We start from the raw sequence: 23,586 nt of genomic DNA, 5'->3' as shown, positions 1-23,586 counted from the left end.
GCTCTCGCCCTTACAGAGACACCCACCCTAATTCCCTTAATCTCATCCAATGGCATTCAACTGTTGCTTTTACAAAGACACCCACCCTTATCTCTTATTCTTAAGCTGGAATAGGATTCTTGGATTAAAGTATTAGCATGACACCCATCGCTACTATGAGTTAGTTACTTAGTAAATTCGACGATAAAAAAGTTAGCGAGACACGCAACTCAATTTCATCATGCGCATCCAGAAAAGACCCTCGATCAAAGCAAGTCACTGTGTAGACACCCATTTTTAAACTGTAGAAAGTTAGTCTACACTTTGCTCGATAAACGAAGTGGTTACTTCATGCATCATAAGGTTTTATTGCTGAGTGTCCTTTCTCGGTAACGCGAAAGAGAAGGCTCATAATAGTTATTTTGAGTATAAATTTGCTTTCAACTGCGTTAAACATGACGGGATGGGTGTCTATCTAACAGTAAAATGAGCAAGAAAGATCTTTAAGTGACAAATGTTAATTAAATGTTATATTTGAAGGGTCAATTCTTTTATGGAGTCTCAGATGGGAGCGTTAAAAAAACTCTTAATGGTCGTAGGTGTTGTTATCGTATTATTTGTCGCAACAAGCTTTTTTATTCCTAAAGATTACAGCGTTGAAAGAACAATTAATATTGATGCTCAGCCATCAGAAATATATCCCTATGTCGTTGATTTGAAAGAGTGGAAGAAATGGGGCGTATGGTTCAAGCGTGATCCTGATATGAAACTTGATTATTCAGGGCCTGATAGGGCTATTGGGATGCGTTCCGAGTGGTTAAGTGAAACCGAGGGAAATGGAGAAATGGAGATTACGCAACTAGAGCATAACAGACGTGTGATGTACCGATTATATTTTCCCGATTTTGACATGGGTTCATCGGGCGTCGTAGAAATTGAGCCCACAGAAAATGGTTCTCTTGTAACCTGGAGAGATGAAGGCTCGGTAGACAATAACCCTATAAACAAATATTTTGCTTTGATGATGGACAGCATGATTGGTCCGGATTTCGAAATGGGCCTAGAAAATCTTAAAATACTCGCTGAAAACGCTGGGTAGGGCATATAACTTTCTGATCTGACTGGATAAGTGCACCGTATATGTTCAATCGAATTGCGGTGCATGCTTACCTTCCATGAAACAAAAAAAATTACTTATTACAGGCCTTTCGCTTAATAAACTAGCCGACCTACTGATCTCTGCTAAAACAACCTTGACCGCACTTCTTATTAGCATCGGCGCACCAGTTTGGATGATAGGCTGGCTGGTTCCAATTAGAGAGTCGGGCGCGCTTCTGCCTCAAGTACTTATTAGCATTTATCTTCGAAAACATACTCAGCGGCACTTGGCTTGGCGTGTCGGTATGCTCACACAAACGCTTTCAGTTTTCTGTATGCTGCTCGCGGTCATTTTATTTTCAGGGGGCTTGGCGGGTACCTTGATACTTATTTCCCTTGTCTTCTTGAGCCTGGGTCGCTCTGCCTGTTCTCTTACCGTGAAAGATATGGAGGCTGACGTAGCTAAGAAAGGAGAGCGGGGTAACCTAATCGGAATTGCATCTACCGTTTCAGGCATGGTCACCCTAGTTATCGCTATACCTTTGACAATTTACGACGGCTCTCTTTCTTCGAACGTGCTGCTGATAGTCTTGTGCGGGAGTCTTTTATCATTTGTTTTGACCCTTATATGTGTATGGCCTGTTAAAACGACGGTAGATGTGGGTGGTAAAGAGGAAAAAGCGTTTAGTATTGACTTCGACGCCACGGTTTACAAATTCATTTTGGTAAGAGGACTTTTTGTTCACTCAGCCTTGGTTGCGCCTTATTTTATGATAGAAAAAAATGGAGATGTAAAAGAGCTGCTTCCTATTTATATAGGAGCCGAAGCAACTGCTGCTCTTTTATCATCAACAATTTGGGGAAAGATTGCAGACAAAAGCGCAAAGTTAACACTTCAAATTTCAGGGGTACTCGCAATAATTTCATGCATTGGTTTGCTTACATTGCAAACGACGACGATTGTAACCTCTGCACTGTTGTTTTTCTTGTTATCCGTATCCCATGCTGGCGTAAGAACCGGACGGAAAACATATAGTTTAGATGTTAAAGAAGGCCATGAAAGAACAGAGCTGGTTGGCTTCTCAAACACGGCTATAGGTATGATTTTATTAGCATTCGGTGCACTTTACGCTGCATTAACCCCTGTTTTAACCTTTTCAGTGGTTTATATTATGGCTGGTATGCTGTTACTGGCAATTATCACTACTGTTATCTTACCTGACGAGAAGTAGAATGGTTTAGTCAAAGCATATCGCTGCCGAAGATATTTTGGCCATTCGTTTTCTTTTAGTATTTGCTTGGAACTTCCGCATAGATGAACCGTCTCCTGCCGCGACTGAAAACACGTTTTCGAAATCACTGATAATGTGATGCCAATGATGTTGGCATACACCAAGAGGTTTTACTTGTTGAATGGGGCTCGTTTGAGCGGCTGTCGAATCGGTGTCGCGCAACAGTTCGATTGACTGGTTGAGAAGATCGCAGTAGTCATTCAACGTTAAATCTAAGCCGCGAGTGTTTCTACATCGTTGGTGGCTCTTTAATGGCATTAACCCTTTTATTGTCTTGTTTTGTGAAATACTCGTGTTCAATCTTTTATTAATGCTTGTGTGATATGAGTCTTGTAAGCCCGTTGCGACCTTTGCGCGTATAGGGTTTAAGTCAACATATGCCATGCATGACAGTAGAGCTTTTTCTGTTAGCAATGCTTGTGAACGGAAGCGACCTTCCCAAAATCTGCCAGTACAATTGTCCTCTTCGTTTGCTTTTCTCGCAATATACTCGTTTAAATTTCTCATAAACCAGCTTATGTCGTAGAGCCTTTTTCTATACACATCAGCAGTACTTTTAACTGTCTCATACTCACTCTCGCTCAAGATCTCGCCCTTCATAAACTTTTGAGTAAGTACGGTTCCTTTGTGCATTTTATGCCATTGATGTAACACAGTTTGTAATGACCATGAGAGCGCTGCCTCTTTATTCACGCATAAAACGATATGGACATGGTTGCTCATAACAGCGTAAGCACAAATATCTATCGCGAATACCCGGCTCAAAAATAACAGCCGTTGTTCTACCCACGATTTTCGATGCTCGTAACTAATTCTATTGTTTCGGTCGTACCCGCATAAGTAGCTACGGCGCACGCAGCGAGATATACAATGATAGTAGGGTGTATCTTTTAAACTGATGAGGGATTTTCTGCTTTGAGCCATGTTAGATAAATGCAAGGTAATTAGTCATTGTGTGACCTTAGCATTGTGAATATTGAGTTGTGACCTGACCGATGGACTTGTTTTGTTTTAGAAGAGACACCCAACGTAAGACTTTTCGATGAAAAGTAATGAATATTTGAAGAGACATCCATTGCAAAGCGAACTAGCTGAGCGTGAAAGAATGTATTTTTGAGTTTGTGCCTATAAACTTATAAAGACACCCATTACATAAACGGTGATTTAAAGTGAAACTTCACAATTAGGGTGGGTGTCTTTCTTAGAGGGTAGAGGGTAGAGGGTAGAGGGGGCGCATTGCCGCATCCCCCCATCAGTTTTTTATTTTGCTAGAAGCGCATTAGCTGCTTTCGACACGGGAGAGCGGCCTAAAAGTTCTGATATGTAAGAAGACGCTTTTAACAACTTCGTCATGTCTATACCTGTTGATATACCCATACCGTTCAACATATATAGGACGTCTTCCGTTGCAACATTTCCACTTGCTCCTTTGGCATACGGGCAGCCTCCAAGTCCTGCAACAGCTGAATCAATGGAAGAGATGCCGTATCCAAGGGCAGTGTATAAATTCACTAGCGCTTGTCCATAAGTATCATGGAAATGGGCGGCAACTTTGCTGACATTAATCTCTTTCAATACGTCATCTAATAGCAGTTTTGTAGACATTGGTGTGCCTACGCCGATAGTATCGCCAAGGGATACTTCGTAACACCCCATGTCAATAAGTTCCTTACTCACCTGTGTAACGGCACTAGGTGAAATTTCACCTTCATAAGGACACCCCATTACGCATGAAACGTAGCCCCTCACTTTGATTTTGTTTTCGCTTGCCAGGTCAAACACAGCCTCGAAACGCTTTAAGCTCTCGCTTATAGAGCAGTTAATGTTCTTTTGTGAAAAGGATTCGGAGGCAGCACCGAATACTGCAACCTCTTTCGCACCCGCTTCAATGGCTGCTTCCAAGCCCTTAAGGTTGGGTGTCAATGCAGAATAATGAATCTTGTCTTCGGGGCTAAGCGCCTTAAAAACCGCATCCGAGTTCGCCATTTGTGGCACCCATTTGGGCGATACAAAGCTTCCTGCTTCGATTCGGTTAAGGCCAGTTTTAGAAAGAAGTTGAATAAGTTCAATCTTTTGTTCGGCGCTTAAGGCCTGCTTTTCATTCTGAAGGCCATCTCGAGGACCTACTTCAACAATACTCACTTCTTTAGGAAACATCACATCAAACCTCGGCAGCTTCTTTAGTGGAGAACGACAACAGTGTTGCGCCACCGTCAACTAGTTCACCAGGATTGAAAAAGAACTCTTCCACTGCACCATCGTGCGGGGCAATGATGCTGTGCTCCATTTTCATCGCTTCCATAACAAGTATAGGCTCGCCTTTTTTGACCAACACACCCTTTTCGACCAAATGCGCCACTATGGTTCCGTTCATCGGGGCACTGAAATTAGCGTCGCCGTTATCATCGTTATCATCACCAAGAGATGCTGAGATTAGGCTGAACTTAGCATGGGTGTCTTTGTTGAAGAGTGTAAACACGCCATCATTATCTGAAAACGTAAATGTTGATTTGTACCCATTAATTGTTGCATGCAAAGCACTATCTACCAGCTTGCCTTTCACGTTATAGGAATTGTCTCCAACAGATAGCTCCCAAGCATCTTCAGTCCCGTGACGCTGGTGTTTGACCCCAACATGCACTTCTTCTTGGTTGCAAAGCAATGCAAGAGTTTCTGTATGATTTGCGTTAGCGCGCCACGCACCGGCGGTTGACCACACAGATGGGGTTTTATCGCTTCTAGAAACTTTTCTATTTAAAAGTGAAAGCAATGCCATCACAGGAATATTTACTTGGGTGTCATCGCTAGCTGCATCATTACTTGTCGCGCTAAACAACGAATCATGGTGTTTCTCCACAAACGTAGTTGTAAGCTCAGCGGCAACGAACGCAGGGTGTGTAGCGACACGCTTTAAGAAGTCGATGTTTGTGCTTACACCGTCAATATAGTAGTCACCCAATGCACTAATTAAGCGTTTGAGCGCTATCTCACGGTTCTCTCCCCAAACCACAAGCTTGGCAATCATTGGGTCGTAAAAAACGCTTACCTCATCACCTTCAACGACACCTGTGTCAACGCGAACTACGTCATTTTCTTTTGGTGTGCGTAACAGGCGCAGCGTGCCGGTAGAAGGTAGAAACTCGTTGTTTGGATCTTCAGCATAAATGCGCGCTTCGAATGCGTGTCCTGTTAAGGTGAGTTCATTTTGTTGTTTAGGAAGGGGCTTTCCTTCGGCAATAGTTAATTGCCAGTGAACCAAATCCTCACGGGTGATCATTTCTGTCACAGGATGCTCTACTTGCAAGCGTGTATTCATTTCCATGAAGTAAAATGAATCGTCTTCATCAAGTAAAAACTCAACCGTTCCCGCACCTACGTAGTTAATGGCTTTCGCCGCGAGTATCGCCGCTTCACCCATTTTTTCTCTCACTGACTGAGACATATTGGGGGCAGGGGCTTCTTCAATAATCTTTTGGTGTCGGCGTTGAACCGAACAATCACGTTCAAAAAGGTATACGCCGTTACCATGGGTATCACAGAAAACTTGAATTTCAACATGACGAGGGCGCGTCAGGTACTTTTCAACCAGCATGTGGTCGTCACCAAAGCTCGCCATAGATTCACGTTTGGCTGCGTTTAATGCTTGAGAAAACTCTTTTTCACTCCAAACTTGGCGCATGCCTTTACCGCCACCGCCAGCAGCGGCTTTTAATAGGACTGGGTAGCCCATTTCATCGGCAGCGCCTTTTAATACCGCTTCACTTTGATCGTCGCCGTGATAGCCTGGGACCAAAGGAACACCAGCTTTTTCCATAATGTGTTTGGCGGCAGACTTAGAACCCATCGCTTCAATTGCAGATGCTGGTGGGCCTACAAAGATAATATTGTTTTTGGCGCATAGATTCGCAAACTCAGCATTTTCTGAGAGAAAGCCGTAGCCTGGGTGGATAGCGTCTACACCAAGCTCCTTTGCTTTTTCAATGATCAACTCGCCTCGTAAATAACTTTCCTTCGACGGAGATGGCCCTAGATAAACAGCTTCATCAGCCATTTGTACATGAAGGGCATTTTTGTCGGCGTCAGAGTAAACGGCTACCGTCTTTATACCTTGAGCGTTGGCTGTCTTTATAACGCGGCATGCAATTTCACCACGGTTTGCAATTAGTAATTTATTTATCATTCTTAACCTCCACCCATGAAGCACTGCGCTTTTCTAAAAAGGCTGACAAACCTTCTTGACCTTCTTCAGATGTCCTAACTTGTGCGATAAGTTTGCTCGTCTGTGTGAGAAGGGCATCGTTAATCTCTTGCGTAGACACCCATTGCACTAAGTCTTTTGCTTTCGCCACTGCTTGGGGGCCGTTTTTCAGTATGTTTGATAAAATATTGTCGATAGTGCTATCGAGTTCGTCTTCTGTTACTGATTCGCTCAAAAGTCCAAGTCGTCTTGCTCTGCGCGCAGAAAATACTTCAGCGGTCTGGAAGTAGCGTCGGCATACTCGTGCGCCCATTGCTTCTACCACATAAGGGCTGATAGTTGCTGGAATAAGGCCAATTTTAACTTCACTTAAGCAAAATTTACTGAGCTTGCTTCCAATAGCAATATCGCAGCATGCAATTAAACCAACAGCACCGCCAAAAGCTGCACCTTGTACTCTTGCTATTGTGGGCTTCGGCATTTTATAAAGCGTCTGCAGCATGGTTGCTAATGCAAGTGCGTCACTTTCATTTTGCGCTTCGGTATAACTGGCCATTTTTTTCATCCAGTTAAGATCGGCTCCTGCACTGAAACTTTTGCCTTCAGCTCTTAGGATTAGTGCCCTAACACTTTTATCTTCCCCCGCTTTTTTAAAAACGCGAGTAAGCTCGTTTATCATTTCGTCGTCAAAGGCATTATGTTTTTCAGCTCTGTTTAAAGTAACAGTGGCAATGTTTCTTTCATCTACGCTGTAAATAACTGATTGTTCCATTACCTGCACTCCTACATTCTAAATATGCCAAATTGGGTGTCTTCGATAGGCTTATTAAGTGCCGCTGAAAGCGATAGGCCAAGCACTAATCGAGTATCCGCAGGGTCAATAACACCATCATCCCAAAGCCTTGCAGACGCATAGTATGGATGCCCTTGTTTTTCGTACGTATCGATAACAGGTTGTTTAAATGCCTTTTCTTCTTCTGCAGACCATGATTCGCCTGAGCGCTCTTTTTGGTCGCGCTTAACTTGAGCGAGAACGCCCGCAGCTTGTTCACCACCCATTACAGAGATTCGAGCGTTTGGCCACATGAAAAGGAAGCGTGGGTCATAGGCTCTGCCGCACATGCCGTAGTTACCAGCACCGAAACTTCCGCCGATAAGGACAGTGAGTTTTGGCACATTCGCACATGCAACGGCAGTTACCATTTTTGCGCCGTGTTTTGCGATACCGCCGTGCTCGTATTGCTTACCGACCATAAAGCCTGTGATGTTTTGCAAAAATACGAGAGGGATTTTTCGCATGGCGCATAGTTCGACAAAATGAGCACCTTTAAGCGCGCTTTCACCGAAAAGTATGCCGTTGTTAGCCACAATGCCTACGGGGAAACCGAAAATGCGCGCAAAACCACAAACCAAGGTTGTGCCGTAAAGCGGTTTGAACTCATCAAAGTCTGAGTCATCCACAACACGCGCAATGATTTCTCTTACATCGTATGTATGACGACTATCAGCAGGCACAATGCCGTAAATTTCTTTGGTGTCGTAGCGTGGAGGTTTTACCTCGGCCACATCTAGGCATTCTGGCTTCTTTCGGTTCAGTCTGGAGACAGCATTACGCGCTAATGAGAGTGCGTGGTGGTCGTTGTTGGCGAGATGGTCGGCAACGCCCGAAATTCGAGTATGAACGTCACCACCGCCAAGCTCTTCTGCGGTAACAACTTCACCTGTTGCAGCTTTAACAAGCGGTGGGCCGCCCAGAAAAATAGTCGCTTGTTCTTTAACGATAATGCTTTCATCAGCCATGGCGGGAACATAAGCACCACCAGCTGTACAGGAACCCATTACTACCGCAATTTGAGGAATATTCTTAGCAGACATATTCGCTTGATTAAAAAAGATGCGACCAAAGTGCTCTCTATCTGGGAATACATCATCTTGGCGAGGTAAGTTAGCGCCACCTGAATCTACTAAGTAAATACAAGGTAGGTTATTTTGTTCTGCGATAGTCTGAGCGCGAAGGTGCTTTTTAACGGTAAGGGGGTAGTACGTCCCGCCTTTTACAGTGGCATCGTTAGCTACAATCATACACTCGATACCTGCAACAATACCGATACCGGCAACGACTCCGGCACAAGGTACATAGTCTTCATAGACTTCCCATGCTGCCAGTTGGCCTATTTCCAGAAAGGGCGTGTCTGGGTCAATCAGTGCGTTGATTCGGTCGCGAGGTAGAAGTTTTCCTCGAGACACGTGGCGCTCCGCCGCTTTTTCACCGCCACCTTGGCAAATTTGTTCGATTTTTTCGAGGAGATCATTTACCTGAGCCTGCATGTGTTCAGCATTTGCGATAAATGTTTCGGATTTAGTATTTATACTTGAGCGAAGAACGGGCATAACCCCTCCTTGTGTTGGGCCTAGGCGACGGCTGTCGCGTTAGCCACTAGTTAGCAAGATGATTAGCAAGACACCCATGCTAAGCGCTTTCGCTGCGGTGGGTGTCTTTGCAATTCATTAGCCTATTAATAAAGTTCAGCGTTTCTAAATCTACTTTAAATAGAGTAGGGTGGGTGTCTTCCTAATTTCTATGACACAGGGAATACCTAAGCTTCCCTGTTTCAAACGAAGTTTGTTTCCACCCAGAACTCCATATTACTTCGATTCGTTAAATAGCTCGCGGCCTATAAGCATTCGGCGAATTTCAGACGTTCCTGCGCCAATTTCATAAAGCTTGGCATCACGTAATAAGCGTCCAGTCGGGTATTCGTTGATGTAGCCATTACCACCAAGTAGCTGAATGGCATCTAATGCCATTTTGGTTGCCAGTTCCGCTGAGTAAAGAATAGCGCCAGCAGCATCTTTTCGCGTTGTTTCACCGCGATCGCATGATTGTGCAACGGTGTAGACATACGCGCGTGCGGCATTCATTTGCGTGTACATGTCAGCTACTTTGCCTTGTACTAGCTGGAATTGACCAATTGATTGACCAAACTGCTGACGGTCGTGAATGTAAGGTACTACGATATCCATGCACGACTGCATAATGCCAAGCGGGCCGCCTGATAAAACAAGGCGTTCGTAATCTAGGCCACTCATAAGTACGCGAACACCTTCGCCTTCTTTTCCAAGAATGTTCTCAGCTGGTACTTCGCAATCCTCGAAAACTAATTCACAGGTATTAGAAGAGCGCATACCTAGTTTGTCGAGTTTCTGTGCGCGGCTAAAGCCTGGGAAATCACGCTCTACGATAAACGCTGTGATCCCTCTTGGCCCTGCGTTAGGGTCGGTCTTCGCGTAGATAACAAAAGTATGCGCATCAGGACCGTTTGTGATCCACATCTTGTTGCCGTTAAGGACGTATTTGTCGCCGCGTTTTTCAGCCTTCAATTTCATGCTAACAACGTCCGAACCCGCATTAGGTTCACTCATTGCCAGTGCACCAATATGCTCACCGCTTACTAACTTAGGTAGGTACTTTTCACGCTGGGCATCATTACCGTTTTTGAAGATCTGGTTAACACAAAGATTCGAATGTGCGCCATAGCTCAAACCGATACCACCTGACGCGCGGCTAACTTCTTCCATTGCGATAGTATGCGCAAGGTAGCCCATATCAGAGCCACCATATTGCTCTGAAACTGTAACGCCCAATAGGCCCATATCGCCAAGTTTTGTCCACAATTGGTTTGGGAATTGGTTGTCTGCGTCTGCTTGTTCAGCAAGAGGAGCAATCTCATTTTGTGCAAATTGATAGACCTGATCACGTAACATCTCGATGTCTTCGCCAAGTCCAAAATTTAAAGTAGGGTAGGAGGTGTTCATGCGATATTTCCTCGTTTGAGTTCTGCGAGTTCTTCACGGCAACGTGCTTCAACATCATCCAGTTCAGTCATTAACATCTGGATGTCTTCTAGCTGCTGTTTAAGCACCGCTCTTTTCTGTTCAGTCATTTCGAGCATGGCTTCTAACTGAATAGCCGAATTGGGGTTGGTGTCGTACATGTCGAACAGTGTTTTGACTTCAGCAAGGGAAAATCCTAGTCGTTTTCCTCGCAAGATCAGCTTTAAGCGCACTCTATCTTTGTTCAGATAAACGCGATTTTGTCCCGTTCTTGACGGTGACATTAGGCCTTGTTCTTCGTAAAAACGAATTGAACGAGGAGTAATGTCAAACTCTCGAGCGAGTTCGCCTATTGCATATGTTGTTTCGTCGTCGTACTTGCTCATTACACGTACCTTGTATTTCAGCGCTGTTTAACACCCTTGTTTTAACGTGGGTGTCTTTGTAATTAAATTCTCTGTATTAGGTTGGGTGTCATTGCAATAGCACTATCGTCTTAAGGTAGATGGTTTTGTATACCGCTATATTAAAACGTAGTGTTTGGTTGACACATACTTAGTACAGGTTTACGTTAACGTTAATTACATTTTACGTTAAGGTAAAGTAACATTTTGCTAACGTCAATTTTTCATGGTGAAGGCAAGACGTTGTAGCTGTTAGGGGTGTTTACTTTTGTATACATCTACGTAGCTTTCTTCACTTAACTCTATAATTTTAATGAATTTTAAGGGCACGGTTATGAGTAACGAATCAGTAGTTATTGTCGCAGCTAAGCGCACACCAATGGGTGGTTTCAACGGTAATTTGTCTTCGCTTGCTGCGACCAAACTTGGAGAAGTTGCGATTAAAGCAGCCTGTGAAGAGATGGATGTCTCTGTAATTGATGAAGTCATCATGGGGTGTGTATTACCTGCTGGTCTTGGTCAATCTCCGGCGCGTCAAGCGTCACTGGGGGCGGGGCTTCCGCTAAGTGCAGGTGTGACAACTATCAACAAAGTATGCGGGTCGGGCTTAAAAGCGGTAATGATGGCCCACGACTTAATTAAAGCAGGCAGTGCGACAGCAGTCGTGGCAGGCGGGATGGAAAGCATGAGTAATGCGCCATATATGTTGCCTAAAGCTAGAACGGGATATCGTATGGGCCATGGCCAAGTACTTGATCATATGATGCTAGACGGTCTGGAAAATGCCTATGACGGCAAAGCAATGGGCTGCTTCGCACAGGATACTGCTGATGAAGAAAATATTTCTCGCGGTGAAATGGATGAGTTTGCTCTAAGCTCGCTTTCCAAGGCACATGAAGCAATAAACAGCGGAACTTTCGTCGATGAAATAGTACCCGTTACAGTTTCTTCTCGTAAGGGCGATACTGTTGTTGATACCGATGAAGGCCCAGGTTCCGCTCGCCCAGAAAAAATTCCAACACTAAGACCGGCTTTCAAAAAAGACGGTACGGTCACGGCTGCTAACTCAAGCTCAATCTCTGACGGTGCAGCGGCACTGGTTGTAATGAGCGAAAGCAAAGCAAATGAACTTGGTCTAGCACCGCTTGCGCGCGTGGTTGCTCACGCTACAAATTCTATTGAACCTGAAAACTTCACCGTTGCGCCTGTTGGCGCTATGGAAAAAGTGCTGGATAAGGCAGGTTGGACGAAAGAAGAAGTCGATCTTTTCGAAATTAACGAAGCCTTCGCCATGGTAACCATGTTGGCTGTCAAGAAGCTTGGACTAGATGAAAGTAAAGTAAACGTAAAAGGCGGCGCTTGTGCATTGGGTCACCCAATCGGAGCCTCTGGTGCACGCATATTGGTAACACTACTTCACGCGCTTAAGCAACGCGGTGGTCGCAAAGGTATCGCATCTTTATGTATTGGTGGTGGTGAGGGTGTAGCGCTTGCCGTTGAAATGCTCTAAGCCGCTATAGCTATAGATGGCAAATATGTAAAATATTTAATCACGGAGCCTAATCACATTGATTTCGCTCTGTGGTTCAATATAAAGAAAAATACAAAAGCATGAAGACAGTGACTTACGTTATCAACTCTATAACCCTTGCGGTTGCGCTATCCACTTTAACGCTTGTTGCGAAAGTCCAAGCTGACTCATCGTTTTCAGTAAACTCGACTTACGCAGACACCCACGATAACAATGGCACTCACTACGAGGAATCACGTTCTTTATCGAGTAATGAAGACACCCACGATGACTTAACTCTGTCTCCGCTTCACGAAACCCAATCAATCGTTAATGTTTCTGACGACGCTGTTTCGGAAGACACCCACACTAGCGAAGAAAAAAAGACTTCGGGTGACACCCATGCCAACAGTGCTCATGCCAACAGTGAATCGTCAGCTATCTACCCCAAGAAAATAAGCCAGGTACCTTATTCAGCGTTGGGTGTCTTGCCAACAAGCGAAGCTGATGAACAATTCAGCTACGGCGATGACCCATTACAAACGATTTATACTTGGCACGGACGTTTGTCTGCGAACGCAATGTATGCTGATAAAGCGTTAATATTTATTCACGGTGGGTGTTGGCTTAGTGCCTACGGTTACGAACATGCGAGAGGGATGTACCATGCTTTAGCAGAGCTTGGGATGGGTGTCTACGTAACAGAGTATCGGCGTGTAGGTGATGAAGGTGGTGGCTGGCCCGGTAGTTTAGACGACGTGACACAAGCAATAAGAACAGCCTTAAAACGAATAGAGAACGAAGGGCGCTACACTAACATTTACATTGCGGGGCATTCTGCTGGTGGGCACTTAGCTTTGCTTGCTGCGCAACGTCTTTCTTCGTCATCCTTGAACTTATCGCGCGCAGACATAAAACGGATTATCGGGTTAGCGGCAATTACGGACATCCAGTCCTATGCCAAGGGCCATAACAGCTGCCAGTCGGCTACAGCGAAATTCATGAATGGAACGCCTGAAGATGTTCCAACCGCATATCAAAGGGCTACACCACGGCCAACCCATGGCAGTTTGCCAATTACACTACTCCAAGGCGATGCTGATAGTATTGTGCCAGCGCGCCACGCTGTATTATCTGGAACCAACCAAAAAATAATTAAAAATGGTGGCCATTTCGATTGGCTTCACCCTGAATCAACATCCTTTGATGCTTTACTTGAGGTTATTAGTGAACATGATGAATAAGGTTTTTTCAGCTGAACAACTTGATATTAAAGATCCACTCCGTGACAAGGCGCAGGCGTTTTCGCTTCCCGCTAATACGGTCTATTTAGACGGCAATTCGCTAGGGCCTCTGCCTAAGGCAGCGAAACAGCGAGCTGACGACGTTGTCAATGAACAGTGGGGAAAGGGGCTCATTACAAGCTGGAACAAGCATCAGTGGATCCATCTACCTCAGATAGTGGGTGATAAGATTGGCGGTCTGATTGGCGCTAAAAGTGGCCAAGTTATTTGTTGTGACTCCATTTCTATCAATCTGTTTAAAGTATTAAGCGCGGCGTTAAAAATGCACCCAAGTCGCAAGGTAATAGCGACTACCCGCGATAATTTTCCTACCGACATATACATGGTGCAAGGCCTGCTTGACTTACTCGGCAGCGATTACAGTATTCGCTATGTTGACGAAGCATGCATTGGGTCGCAGCTAACTGATGATATTGCCGTACTGATGCTGACACAGGTAAATTTCAGAAGTGGCAATAAACTCGATATGCAAATCATTACCGAGCAAGCCCACCAAAAGGGCATTTTAACTTTGTGGGATTTAGCGCACAGTGCTGGAGCGTTTCCTGTCAGCTTAGACGCATGTAATGTGGACTTTGCAGTCGGCTGTACCTACAAATATCTAAATGGCGGCCCTGGTGCGCCAGCGTTTATCTATGTCGCTAAACGACATCAAGCACAGTATCAACAACCTTTGTCTGGTTGGATGGGGCACAGCTCGCCTTTCTCATTTTCTCCTGATTACGCTGGCGACAATTCCGTGAAGCAAAACTTGTGCGGTACGCCAGGAATTGTTGGAATGAGCATTTTAGATGCGGCATTAGACGTATTTGAAGATGTATCACTTAAAGCTATTGATGAAAAATCCAAAAAGCTACAGGCATTTTTCATCGCTGAAGCCAAGCGCGCAGGCCTTCTGGACAAGTTTTCCATTGTAAGCCCCAGCATCGATAATCGAGGTAGTCAGCTTGCTTTCGCGCACGACCACGCTTACGCCATTTGCCAAGCTTGGATCGCTGAGGGGGTGATTGCAGATTTCCGTGCACCAAATATTCTGCGAATAGGTTTTGCGCCACTGTATTTAAGCTTCGTCGATATTGAAAAAGCGGTGGCAAGCCTTACCGAAATTATGAATGAAAAGCGCTATGAAAACGATGAGTTTCAGCAAAGACAGAGCGTTACCTAGCTGAAAAGCGAGATTATCAGCTAAATAATTGCAATTTTTGAATTTACGCTTAATACTTCGCGGTTGTCATCGATATCTTCACATGTTTTGGGTGTGCAGTTGAAAAAAATAAGAAAATATCTGCTTTGTACCATGTTGTTTGTAGGAGCGAGTTGTTTTAGCGCGCTCCTACAAGCAGAAGCTGGTCAAAAGGCGGCATCTGAACAATCTAATAATGTAACGTACTGTATAGATCCTAACTGGGCGCCTTACGAAGCAATCAGAAACGGCATCCATGTGGGGATTTCTGCCCAATATATGCAGCTTATTGCTGAAATATCTGAGTTAACGTTTACCCTAGTGCCCACTGAGAGCTGGCAACAGAGCCTAGAGTACGTTCAGCAGGGGAAGTGCCAAGTTATCCCCATGCTAAATACTTCCGACTATCGAAAGCAGTTCCTCGACTTTAGTGTGCCGTATTTTGAAGCGCCCAATGTGCTGGTGGCTAAGTCTGGTATGCCAATGATACAAGGCTACGCTGGAGTGGGAAATCGAGTAGTAGGGATTGTTCAGGGTTATCGCCAAGTTGAATATATTTCACGACACTATCCGGGGTTACGTTTAAAGCTTATTCCGTCTGAAGAAGAAGGGCTAAAGCAGCTGGCGAATGATGAGTTTGATGTAATGGTGGGCTCATTAATGAGCGTGAATATGCACATCAATAATTTGAAGCTGAAAGACCTCAATATTGTTGGTTATGCCGAGCCCTTCGACTCATTAGCTTTTGGTGTGAACAAAACCTATGGCCACCTGGTGGACAAGCTTAACTTTGCCATTGAGCGTATTCCAGAAACGCGAAAGGTAGAAATTTATAAGCAGTGGAATAATGTCCAAGTTCGCTATAGTCGTAACTATGTCGTTATGGTTTTGAGCACCGCAATTGTCATTTTAGTTTTCTTGCTTTTTACTTTTAGAAATAGAAACGTTAGCGGCTACAAGCGTATTATTAACCAGAAAAACGAGGAAATAGGTGCGTTACAAGCAACCTTGTTAGAAAAGAACAAGACCCTTGGTTTCTTGTCTGCTCACGACACGGTAACGGGGCTATATAACCGCAATCATATGATCCAGCGAGCGGAAGAAGAAATCTCACGTTTCCATCGATTTCACACTACGGCTTCGTTAATTGTTATCGAACTAACCCCTGTAAGCGATGACAGAGATTCAATTGAGCCCTCGGCTAAAGAAGAGGCGCTAAAAGCCGTGGCAACGAATTGTCTAAATACCGTTCGAGAAGTCGATGTTGTTTCGCGTTTTAGCGGTGAACAGTTTATTATCTTGTGCCCTCAAACCGAGTTAAACGCAGCTAAAAATCTTGCAGACAGATTGTTAGACTGCATTTCTACCCATCACTCGCTTGTCGAGAGCTTTAAAACGGCCATGGGTTTATCTGAGCTCAGGGAGTCTGAGGAATTCACAGAGTGGTTTGAACGCACCATGAAGGCACTGTACCAGTCAAAGCGCCAAGGGTATGGCAACGTAACTGTGGCACAGTAACTTCAGTGAACTAGTTAGGTCAAATTAAAGGGTCGTAGTGCCATTGGTGCGAATCGTAACGAATTTGCGCCCTGTCGTATTCTCGCTCAGAACGCCAGTTACGGTTATTAAGCTTCGCCGATACTCCGGGATAAAGACGTTTGTTTGCGATAAGTTTTATATCTGACTGGTAGTTTTCTTTTGCTGCTTTGACGTCGTTGGCTTTGTTTTCAAGCCACTCCAGCAATGCGCTCTCATTGTTAAAAAGCTCTAACGCTTCAGCTACTTTACGTTGAAGCTCTTTAGGCACTTTCTTACCTTGAATAAGGTTAATCTTTTCTTTGTGTTTAAGATTGTTTTCGCGAATTTGCTTCAACAATTCATCTAAAGAGTCTTTGCGCTCTAACAGTTGGTTAAAGCCCGGGCTAAAATCAACTTTCAATGTACTGCCAGATACAGCGCCTAAAGTGCCAGCTTCAACGCGATCTTGGCTGATAATGTCACAAGCAAATAGGTTTCCCATGGGCTTATCAATTTGTCCAACTATGACTGCGCCGCCGCAACGCAGGCGGCTATACGCCAACTGACGACCAACGGTAATATTACCGCTACATTGAATATCAATGCCTTGACCGTGTTGAACGTGGATACTGCCGGCTGCGACTAGTTGGCATTGGAATTCACCTTGGGTATCGTTAACTTTACCCATCGCGCCTTCGGTAATGATGATGTCGCCGCCAGACTCGATATACGCCGACTCCACAAAGCCGTTAATGGTTACATCTCCAGCGGCCTTGATTTGCATTTTCTCTGTAACATCGCCGTTTACCAATACTGCACCTTCGTAATTCACGTGCCCAGAGCCAACGTTCACGCCGCTACAAATGAAGGTATCGTCAATGTTCATTATCTGGTCTCGGTATTTCGGCATACCAGAAATTGCAGACATTAATAAATTGGCGTCGCTGTCGGACACAACGGTGCCGCTGCCCATTTTAAAGTTGACCCATTCGCCCGCAACGGCTGGAATTTTATTCCCTTTGATATCGAAGCCAGAACGGCCCTGAGTTGGCTCGGTTCTTCTCAGCACAGGCGTGTTCACTTTAACGCAAATAACTTCGCCTAAATTACGCATGTCCACGCGCTCGCCATCACCCGTCTGGGGTTTTAACACCCTTTCAAGTGCGTTTGGTACCAGGGGAATAAATTTTGAGTTTTTGCCATTTCTAGCTGGTAGGCCCTTCGCGACAATTTGCTCTAGTACTGTGCCTGGAGGAGACTGCCTTGCTTGGGTAAGCATAGATTCAATGGTTTTGGTGCTTAAGCCACGAATGATTCTGTTTTTTACTGCTAGAGATTTAACGGTACTTAATGAGGGAAGTTTACCGCCATAGGGTGTGGTCAGCACAAGGTTCGCCTGCATCCCATCCTCGGGAATGCGAAATTCAATTTCAGCATTTTTGCGCTCGCCAACGCGTTCCTGAACGACAGTGCTATCACCCGTCTTGAAATAATGATTAGCTGTATCACAGGCCGACTTTAACGCTTTTTCAGAAACATACAGCCGCTTAGTTTCTCCGCTCTCTAGTTGCTTTCTTATTTCCCTACTATCAACTTCTGACGTGAAATCAGAAGGATTTAACTGTAAGTTAATGTAGGTTCTTGATTTGTCGAAGCTTATTGTTACGCCATTCATAACTTCTTTATTCCCTTGCGCACGTGTATTCTTTTTATCGGCGGCATCTATCGATTACTTGACGTTGACTTGTTCTCGGCCTGTCTATTTTTTTCATCTACTAATTTAAGGCGTTCTAAAACGCCCGTCAAAGGTTTTCGGCATATTGGTAAAGTGCGCGTAAAATGGCCTGCTTCTCAGGATTGTCGCTGTGTTCATGCGCCAGTGATTCCAACCGCATCATATAGTTTTCTAATGTGATTGAGCCGTGAAAAGCTGAATCAGTCAAGCGAGCTTGGCGATGATGCTGCCACCTGGTCATTTCATCTGCGGTCAGTGTATTAGGATAATTTCTAGCGCGGTATCGAAATAGCTGCTTTCTGAGCCCTTCGTGCTGTGTTTTTTCACTCAGAGTGGCTAAATCATCAGGCTGTGCTTCAATTACACGCTCACACCACCTTCTGTCTTCGTCATTAAGAAACCCACCACTATATAGCGCGTGATCTATATCCAGTTCACCATTTTGAATGTCGTCATCATAGACATCTACGATTTTAGTGGCGAGTTCGGGCATACTGGCAAGTACTTTGTAATTGTCTAAGCAGCGCTCGCGATCCAGTCCTAGTCGTGCGGCATTGTCTTCTGTCATTGCTTTAGCTGTGGTAATAAACGGCGAGCGGTTGACGTGAATGAGCTTAAGCCCTGGTCTTTCTAACGGATCGTCAAATGTATCTGACGGGGCATAAAGCGCCTGTCTTATCTCTTCTGGTGTGTCATTCATTAAACTGTCAATGTCATGCGATAAATCAATAGCGATAAATGCATTGCTGTTGGTTGGGTGCTTCGCCACAGGCATAACCCAAGTGCAACAGCCTTGAGAGGCAGGGAGTTTAGACGAGATATGAAGCAATACCGATGGTTTAGTGAGATCGATTTGCTGCATCACCGTGTGTTTACTGCGTAACGACAACGCATAATCGAAAAGGCGAGGCTGCTTATCTTTTATCAGTTTAGCAAGGGCTATTGTGGCGTAGACGTCACTCAAAGCATCGTGAGCGTTTTCGTGGCCAATGTTATTAGCAGCAGTTAACGCCTCAAGTTTAAAGCTTGGTGCACCATCTTCTCGGCGTGGCCAATTAATACCATCGGGTCTCAGTGCATAGCACGCTCGCGCTAAATCGATTATATCCCAACGGCTATTGCCATTTCGCCATTCACGTGAATATGGGTCGTAAAAGTTTCTATAAAACAGGTAGCGGGAAACTTCATCGTCGAATCGGATACTGTTAAAGCCCACACTACAGGTATTTGGCGTCGACATTTCCTGATAAATTCGCGCGGCGAAGTCAGCTTCGTTAGAACCGTCGCGAATGGTTTGCTGCGGTGTTATGCCGGTCACCAAACACGCTTCTGGATGTGGTAAATAATCATTCGCAATGGCGCTCATGATATTTATGGGTTTACCAATCACATTTAAATCCATATCAGTTCTTACTGCAGCGAATTGGCAGGGGAGATCTTTTTGTGGGCTGGTGCCAAAGGTTTCAAAATCGTGCCACAAAAATGTAGGTGCGTGCATAACCACTATTGCGATGTTAGAGAAATATTGATGGCAGTGTACACCGCGAGAAATTGAATACCAAATGCTGGCGTTAATATGAACAGTGATTTACTTGTTCGCCATCGGCAAGACCTAAAAAAACGCGTTAATCATTGTCTTTTTTTGAGTATTTTGCGTTTTGATGTATCACGCGAAACTTGCGCATTAACAAAATGATGACTAGCTTTAAGTTATCAAAACTTATACGGATATTGCCTGTTTGTCGTTCCTTAAATCCAGTTCATCCATCAGTGAAGCTAAGAGTACTTTAGGCTTAGCGTTAGTACTTGCAACAGTGCTTGTTGTACTTGTTGTTGGTTTGTTCGAAAGTAATATCAAAGCGACGGCTGAATCTCAAACTTTCACGGCATTAGAAGAGAGTGCCGCCAGTGCTGAAAATGCTGCAAACTCTCAGGTGAGAAAGTATATCAATGCGCTTAACTTTCTACATCAGACACCACCTATAAGCGGCATCGTCCGCGCGACTGAAAATGAAAATCTAGACCCCAAAGACGGTACGACGTTGGAACAGTGGAAGCATCGACTAGAAACGATTTTCGTTGCTTTTATCGAAAATAACGAAGAAGTCGATCAATTAAGGATCATTCAAGCCAATGAGGATGGAAATGAGTTTATTCGGGTGGAAAGAAACGGGGGAAGTGTTTTAGTAGTTAAGGACAACGATTTACAACCTAAAGCAGCGAGAAGTTACTTCATAGAGAGTGTTAAGCGCAATAAGGGCGAGTTTTATATTTCAGATATCAATTTGAATCGTGAATATGGGAAGCTCGAGTTTCCTTATAAAAGCGTTATTCGCCTTTCTCTTCCAATCTTCAGCAGCTCTGGTGAGCGTTATGGTTTTATAATCATGAATGTAAACGCCCAGTTTCTACTGTCGCAAATGGAACAAACGCTTGTCGGCAATCAATTGCTATTTGTTACCGACAGTGAAGGCTTTTTTGTCAGTCATCCAGACAGTGATAAGTCCTTCTCCAGAGATTTAAATCCTATGGTGAATTGGGCGAGCGAGTTCGAAAGTCCTTCGAAAATAGGCAGGGCTAAAATTAAACAGACCGCACAGACAAACTCATCTTTGTATACGGTCACTCGTGCTTTTACGATAAACGGAAATCAGCAAACCGCCCCGTTTTTTCTTCATACGGCATTGTCTCAGTCAGAAGTGGCAGCCCTTATCAATGAGAAGAGGATTAGCGTTTACAGTGTAATTGGGGTAGTTACGCTAATTTTTGTAAGCGTTTTACTCTTCGTACACCGAAGTAACAGTAAAAACATTGAGCTGGCTAAGGTGCGCGGTGAGTCCGTTGCTATTATCGCTATATCTAAAGATGCGATTTTTAGCGTAGATTCTGCTGGCGTGGTGAAAAGTTGGAATATGGCAGCCGAGTCACTTTTTGGGATCCCAAGCCAGCTTATTTTAAATCATCACTATTCGTCATTTGAGGAGCTTTCTCTATTAGGGCTTGAATCGGTTCTCACCAAAGGCGGAAAGCAAAGCACCTTTACAACCCCTTACACCGATGGCGAAAAAGAAGAGCACACGCTACTTATAACTGCATCTACCATTTGGGGTGAACAATCACAGTTTTCAGGTGTTGCTGTTGTAATTCGAGATGTGACCGACGAACGAAAGGCAAAAGACGCGATAGAAAGGGTAAACCTGAAGCTTGAAGAAAAAGTGGTAAGCAGGACGAAAGAACTTGTTGAAGCGACGCAAGAGGCGCGAAAAGCGAGCAGTGTTAAAAGCTCTTTTATTTCCAATATTAGCCATGAAATGAGAACACCGTTAAACGGGGTAGTTGGCTCGTTGGCGCTACTTAAGCGTCAGCCCCTTAATGAGAAAGCTGAACAGCTTGTTTCCATGATGGAAATTAGCTGCAACAATCTCAGTGTGCTGATTAACGACGTTCTCGACTTGTCTAAAATTGAAGCGGGCAAGCTTGATATTAATAATCAATATTTTGACCCGCTTGCACTTATCGAGTCTATCGCCAAGGTCTTTACCGTTAAAGCAGCTTCTAAAGGACTACAGCTTCTTGTTGACACAACAGGTCTTCCCCCCGTGGAAATAAACTCAGATCCACACAGAATCAACCAAATTCTTAGTAATTTATTGAACAATGCTATTAAATTCACTGAAGAAGGGCATATAAAGCTACAAGCATCGTTAAGTGATGTAGATGCGGGGACACAACAACTTCATTTCAGCGTATGTGACACGGGCGTAGGGATAGCACAAGAAAATCAGCCCAAACTGTTTACCGCGTTTACGCAGGCTGATGCATCTGTTGCTACCCAATACGGAGGTACCGGACTTGGCTTGTCTATCTGCAAGCAATTGAGCCAGCTTATGGGAGGAGACATTACGTTCAACTCTGAAGTTGACATTGGCAGCACCTTCTCATTTTTCGTTACACTTCCTGAAACAACTTACGACAGCGCGTTCGAGCATAAAATGGCGGTGGAAAACGAAAGTATGCTGCTTAACGGGATCACAATCGGTGTTTCTGCAAGTTATCCACCTTTAGAGGAAAACATCTGTTGTTTAGCCTTACACGTCGGTGCAGAGCCGCAAGTAATAGGTAAGCATTCTGAATTAGGAACAATACCTTGGACGCAATTTAATGCCATTATTGTGGACGAGGCCAGTTCACTCATTCGTGAGCTAGATGATATATGGCAGGCACAAGCTGCCACTAAAGACGCAGGTTCGTTACCTGTGGTTTATATTCTTCAAAAACTAGAAGGGACACCTTTCCACTTCAATCACCTTGTGCCGCTTTACTTGCCAAAGCCATTATTCAGGTCGAGTTTTGCAATTGTCCAACAAGGGTTAGACGCTGCGCTGTCGGGATATACATTAAACCAGTCAGATATCTCATCGGGTAAAGGGAAAGCTGAGGACATCTCAGACGATGAAGGGGCAGCAGACGATACTGAGCAGCAATTGTCTATTGAGAATGCCAACTTATTGATAGTTGATGACAATATGATCAATCGCGAGGTGGCGAAGGGAGTGCTGGAAAGTTTACCTGTTAAATTGTTTACCTGCAGCGATGGTGAGGAAGTTGTGGCGTTCTTGACGAAATGTGAAAGCAAAGGCCGCAGAATTCACAGCATATTGATGGATTGTCAGATGCCTAATATGAATGGTTATGACGCTACCCGAGCCATACGAGAAGGTAAGGCAGGAGCGATGCACAAAGATGTACCTATAATTGCCATGACAGCCAATGCCATGCTCGGCGAAAAAGAGAAATGTTTAGAGGCAGGTATGGACGACTTTGCGACAAAGCCTGTCATGGCCGATGTACTTATTCCTAAAGTGAAACAATGGTTAGTGCATCAAATAACGGCATTAGCAAGTGCAGAGCTTAACGATACTGATACGAGGTCAGGTACCGGAATCACTGCCAGCGAACCCCCACTGGTTGACAGTTTGTTGAGTGCCATCTCAAAAGAAATGGACTGCGACACGCTATCGCATTCAAGAACAGAGGCTCAGTCAAGTAAAGAGTCTGAAGTAGAAATAGCCCCCACGATAAAAAACGCGAAAATAGCTAATGATATCGCCGCTCGCGAGGGCTCGGAGAAGGAGGCTGAAATTGATAACGTCAATCAAACTCAAGCTGATGAAAACAATTCTGAGGGGCTTGATGGATGTTGGGAAAAAGACGATGCCATTGCTCGGATAATGGGCGATAAAGCGCTATTTTCTCGTGTCTGCGACCTGTACTCCAGAAGCGCGCCTGACAAGCTTAAATTACTGCAGCAGGCTGTTGATAGTCGAGACTTCGAAAAGGTTCAGGTGCTTTCATTGAAGCTCAAAGGTATGTCTGCAGATATTGGTGCCGTGCAGTTACAACGAGACTTTGAGAGCTTATGGGAATTGTCAAAGGCGAAAAAGTGGGAAGACGCTGAAGCGCTACTCCCTTCCATCACCGATGATCTTAATACTTTCTTAGAGATCCTTGAGGTAGCCTAGCCTAGCCTA

General features: G+C 44.5%; 16 protein-coding genes. 7 read left to right on the top strand and 9 right to left on the bottom strand.

Features of this window, described 5'->3' with window-relative positions:
* The first annotated feature begins 544 nt into the window (after positions 1 to 544).
* Both MHN02_RS13015 and MHN02_RS13010 read left to right on the top strand, forming a co-directional pair.
* On the top strand, positions 545 to 1,078 hold the full coding sequence (locus tag MHN02_RS13015) for an SRPBCC family protein (RefSeq protein ID WP_014976267.1): 534 nt from the start codon (positions 545 to 547) through the stop codon (positions 1,076 to 1,078).
* Between the two features lie 76 nt (positions 1,079 to 1,154).
* Positions 1,155 to 2,309, top strand: a complete 1,155-nt coding sequence (locus MHN02_RS13010) for an MFS transporter (RefSeq protein ID WP_239246558.1) — start codon at positions 1,155 to 1,157, stop codon at positions 2,307 to 2,309.
* A 6-nt stretch (positions 2,310 to 2,315) separates the two neighbouring features.
* Here the strand turns inward: MHN02_RS13010 and MHN02_RS13005 are convergent, their stop codons facing one another.
* From MHN02_RS13005 to MHN02_RS12975, 7 genes are all read right to left on the bottom strand, one after another.
* On the bottom strand, positions 2,316 to 3,002 hold the full coding sequence (locus MHN02_RS13005) for a hypothetical protein (RefSeq protein ID WP_239246555.1): 687 nt from the start codon (positions 3,000 to 3,002) through the stop codon (positions 2,316 to 2,318).
* Positions 3,003 to 3,629: 627 nt separating this feature from the next.
* The gene (locus MHN02_RS13000; RefSeq protein ID WP_131136305.1) at positions 3,630 to 4,526 is read right to left on the bottom strand and encodes a hydroxymethylglutaryl-CoA lyase; all 897 of its coding nucleotides are present in this window, start codon (positions 4,524 to 4,526) and stop codon (positions 3,630 to 3,632) included.
* A gap of 4 nt (positions 4,527 to 4,530) precedes the next feature.
* Positions 4,531 to 6,549, bottom strand: coding sequence for an acetyl/propionyl/methylcrotonyl-CoA carboxylase subunit alpha (locus tag MHN02_RS12995; RefSeq protein WP_239246552.1), 2,019 nt, complete (start codon positions 6,547 to 6,549; stop codon positions 4,531 to 4,533).
* Positions 6,539 to 7,339, bottom strand: a complete 801-nt coding sequence (locus MHN02_RS12990; protein ID WP_039227072.1) for an enoyl-CoA hydratase/isomerase family protein — start codon at positions 7,337 to 7,339, stop codon at positions 6,539 to 6,541. The genes MHN02_RS12995 and MHN02_RS12990 overlap by 11 nt, the downstream gene beginning before the upstream one ends.
* An 11-nt stretch (positions 7,340 to 7,350) precedes the next feature.
* Positions 7,351 to 8,958 (bottom strand): carboxyl transferase domain-containing protein, encoded by a 1,608-nt coding sequence (locus MHN02_RS12985; protein WP_014949159.1) that lies wholly within the window; start codon positions 8,956 to 8,958, stop codon positions 7,351 to 7,353.
* Positions 8,959 to 9,213: 255 nt separating this feature from the next.
* On the bottom strand, positions 9,214 to 10,383 hold the full coding sequence (locus tag MHN02_RS12980; RefSeq protein ID WP_239246549.1) for an isovaleryl-CoA dehydrogenase: 1,170 nt from the start codon (positions 10,381 to 10,383) through the stop codon (positions 9,214 to 9,216).
* Complete coding sequence (locus MHN02_RS12975; RefSeq protein WP_014949161.1) at positions 10,380 to 10,787, bottom strand: MerR family DNA-binding transcriptional regulator; 408 nt, start codon at positions 10,785 to 10,787, stop codon at positions 10,380 to 10,382. The genes MHN02_RS12980 and MHN02_RS12975 overlap by 4 nt, the downstream gene beginning before the upstream one ends.
* 352 nt (positions 10,788 to 11,139) lie before the next feature.
* Between MHN02_RS12975 and MHN02_RS12970 the strand changes: the two genes are divergently transcribed.
* From MHN02_RS12970 to MHN02_RS12955, 4 genes are all read left to right on the top strand, one after another.
* Positions 11,140 to 12,315, top strand: coding sequence for an acetyl-CoA C-acyltransferase (locus tag MHN02_RS12970; RefSeq protein ID WP_014949162.1), 1,176 nt, complete (start codon positions 11,140 to 11,142; stop codon positions 12,313 to 12,315).
* 101 nt (positions 12,316 to 12,416) lie between these two features.
* Positions 12,417 to 13,559, top strand: coding sequence for an alpha/beta fold hydrolase (locus MHN02_RS12965; protein WP_239246546.1), 1,143 nt, complete (start codon positions 12,417 to 12,419; stop codon positions 13,557 to 13,559).
* Positions 13,549 to 14,784, top strand: a complete 1,236-nt coding sequence (kynU, locus tag MHN02_RS12960) for a kynureninase (protein ID WP_239246543.1) — start codon at positions 13,549 to 13,551, stop codon at positions 14,782 to 14,784. The genes MHN02_RS12965 and kynU overlap by 11 nt, the downstream gene beginning before the upstream one ends.
* 132 nt (positions 14,785 to 14,916) lie before the next feature.
* Positions 14,917 to 16,320 (top strand): transporter substrate-binding domain-containing protein, encoded by a 1,404-nt coding sequence (locus MHN02_RS12955; RefSeq protein WP_343212223.1) that lies wholly within the window; start codon positions 14,917 to 14,919, stop codon positions 16,318 to 16,320.
* A gap of 19 nt (positions 16,321 to 16,339) precedes the next feature.
* Here the strand turns inward: MHN02_RS12955 and MHN02_RS12950 are convergent, their stop codons facing one another.
* Together MHN02_RS12950 and sbcB are read right to left on the bottom strand one after the other, a co-directional pair.
* On the bottom strand, positions 16,340 to 17,995 hold the full coding sequence (locus MHN02_RS12950) for a FapA family protein (RefSeq protein WP_131136209.1): 1,656 nt from the start codon (positions 17,993 to 17,995) through the stop codon (positions 16,340 to 16,342).
* Between the two features lie 127 nt (positions 17,996 to 18,122).
* Positions 18,123 to 19,553, bottom strand: a complete 1,431-nt coding sequence (sbcB, locus tag MHN02_RS12945; protein ID WP_239246537.1) for an exodeoxyribonuclease I — start codon at positions 19,551 to 19,553, stop codon at positions 18,123 to 18,125.
* Positions 19,554 to 19,794: 241 nt separating this feature from the next.
* Here sbcB and MHN02_RS12940 point away from each other — a divergent pair, with 241 nt between their 5' ends.
* Positions 19,795 to 23,577, top strand: coding sequence for an ATP-binding protein (locus MHN02_RS12940; protein ID WP_239246534.1), 3,783 nt, complete (start codon positions 19,795 to 19,797; stop codon positions 23,575 to 23,577).
* The last annotated feature ends 9 nt before the right edge of the window (positions 23,578 to 23,586 follow it).

Origin of the sequence: Alteromonas sp. CNT1-28, assembly GCF_022348345.1 — a bacterium.
Classification (GTDB): domain Bacteria; phylum Pseudomonadota; class Gammaproteobacteria; order Enterobacterales; family Alteromonadaceae; genus Alteromonas; species Alteromonas macleodii.
Note: the sequence above shows the minus strand (reverse complement) of the source record. Positions and strands in the feature narration are given on the sequence as shown.

Excerpts from the sequence above, each read along its gene's own strand:
- MHN02_RS12965 (WP_239246546.1), top strand. The coding sequence starts at position 12,417 with ATGAAGACAGTGACTTACGTTATCAACTCTATAACCCTTGCGGTTGCG.
- MHN02_RS13005 (WP_239246555.1), bottom strand. The coding sequence starts at position 3,002 with ATGCACAAAGGAACCGTACTTACTCAAAAGTTTATGAAGGGCGAGATC.
- MHN02_RS12995 (WP_239246552.1), bottom strand. The coding sequence starts at position 6,549 with ATGATAAATAAATTACTAATTGCAAACCGTGGTGAAATTGCATGCCGC.
- MHN02_RS13015 (WP_014976267.1), top strand. The coding sequence starts at position 545 with ATGGGAGCGTTAAAAAAACTCTTAATGGTCGTAGGTGTTGTTATCGTA.
- MHN02_RS12950 (WP_131136209.1), bottom strand. The coding sequence starts at position 17,995 with ATGAATGGCGTAACAATAAGCTTCGACAAATCAAGAACCTACATTAAC.
- sbcB (WP_239246537.1), bottom strand. The coding sequence starts at position 19,553 with ATGCACGCACCTACATTTTTGTGGCACGATTTTGAAACCTTTGGCACC.
- MHN02_RS12970 (WP_014949162.1), top strand. The coding sequence starts at position 11,140 with ATGAGTAACGAATCAGTAGTTATTGTCGCAGCTAAGCGCACACCAATG.
- MHN02_RS12975 (WP_014949161.1), bottom strand. The coding sequence starts at position 10,787 with ATGAGCAAGTACGACGACGAAACAACATATGCAATAGGCGAACTCGCT.
- MHN02_RS13000 (WP_131136305.1), bottom strand. The coding sequence starts at position 4,526 with ATGTTTCCTAAAGAAGTGAGTATTGTTGAAGTAGGTCCTCGAGATGGC.
- MHN02_RS12980 (WP_239246549.1), bottom strand. The coding sequence starts at position 10,383 with ATGAACACCTCCTACCCTACTTTAAATTTTGGACTTGGCGAAGACATC.
- MHN02_RS12985 (WP_014949159.1), bottom strand. The coding sequence starts at position 8,958 with ATGCCCGTTCTTCGCTCAAGTATAAATACTAAATCCGAAACATTTATC.
- MHN02_RS12955 (WP_343212223.1), top strand. The coding sequence starts at position 14,917 with ATGTTGTTTGTAGGAGCGAGTTGTTTTAGCGCGCTCCTACAAGCAGAA.
- MHN02_RS12990 (WP_039227072.1), bottom strand. The coding sequence starts at position 7,339 with ATGGAACAATCAGTTATTTACAGCGTAGATGAAAGAAACATTGCCACT.
- MHN02_RS13010 (WP_239246558.1), top strand. The coding sequence starts at position 1,155 with ATGAAACAAAAAAAATTACTTATTACAGGCCTTTCGCTTAATAAACTA.
- kynU (WP_239246543.1), top strand. The coding sequence starts at position 13,549 with ATGATGAATAAGGTTTTTTCAGCTGAACAACTTGATATTAAAGATCCA.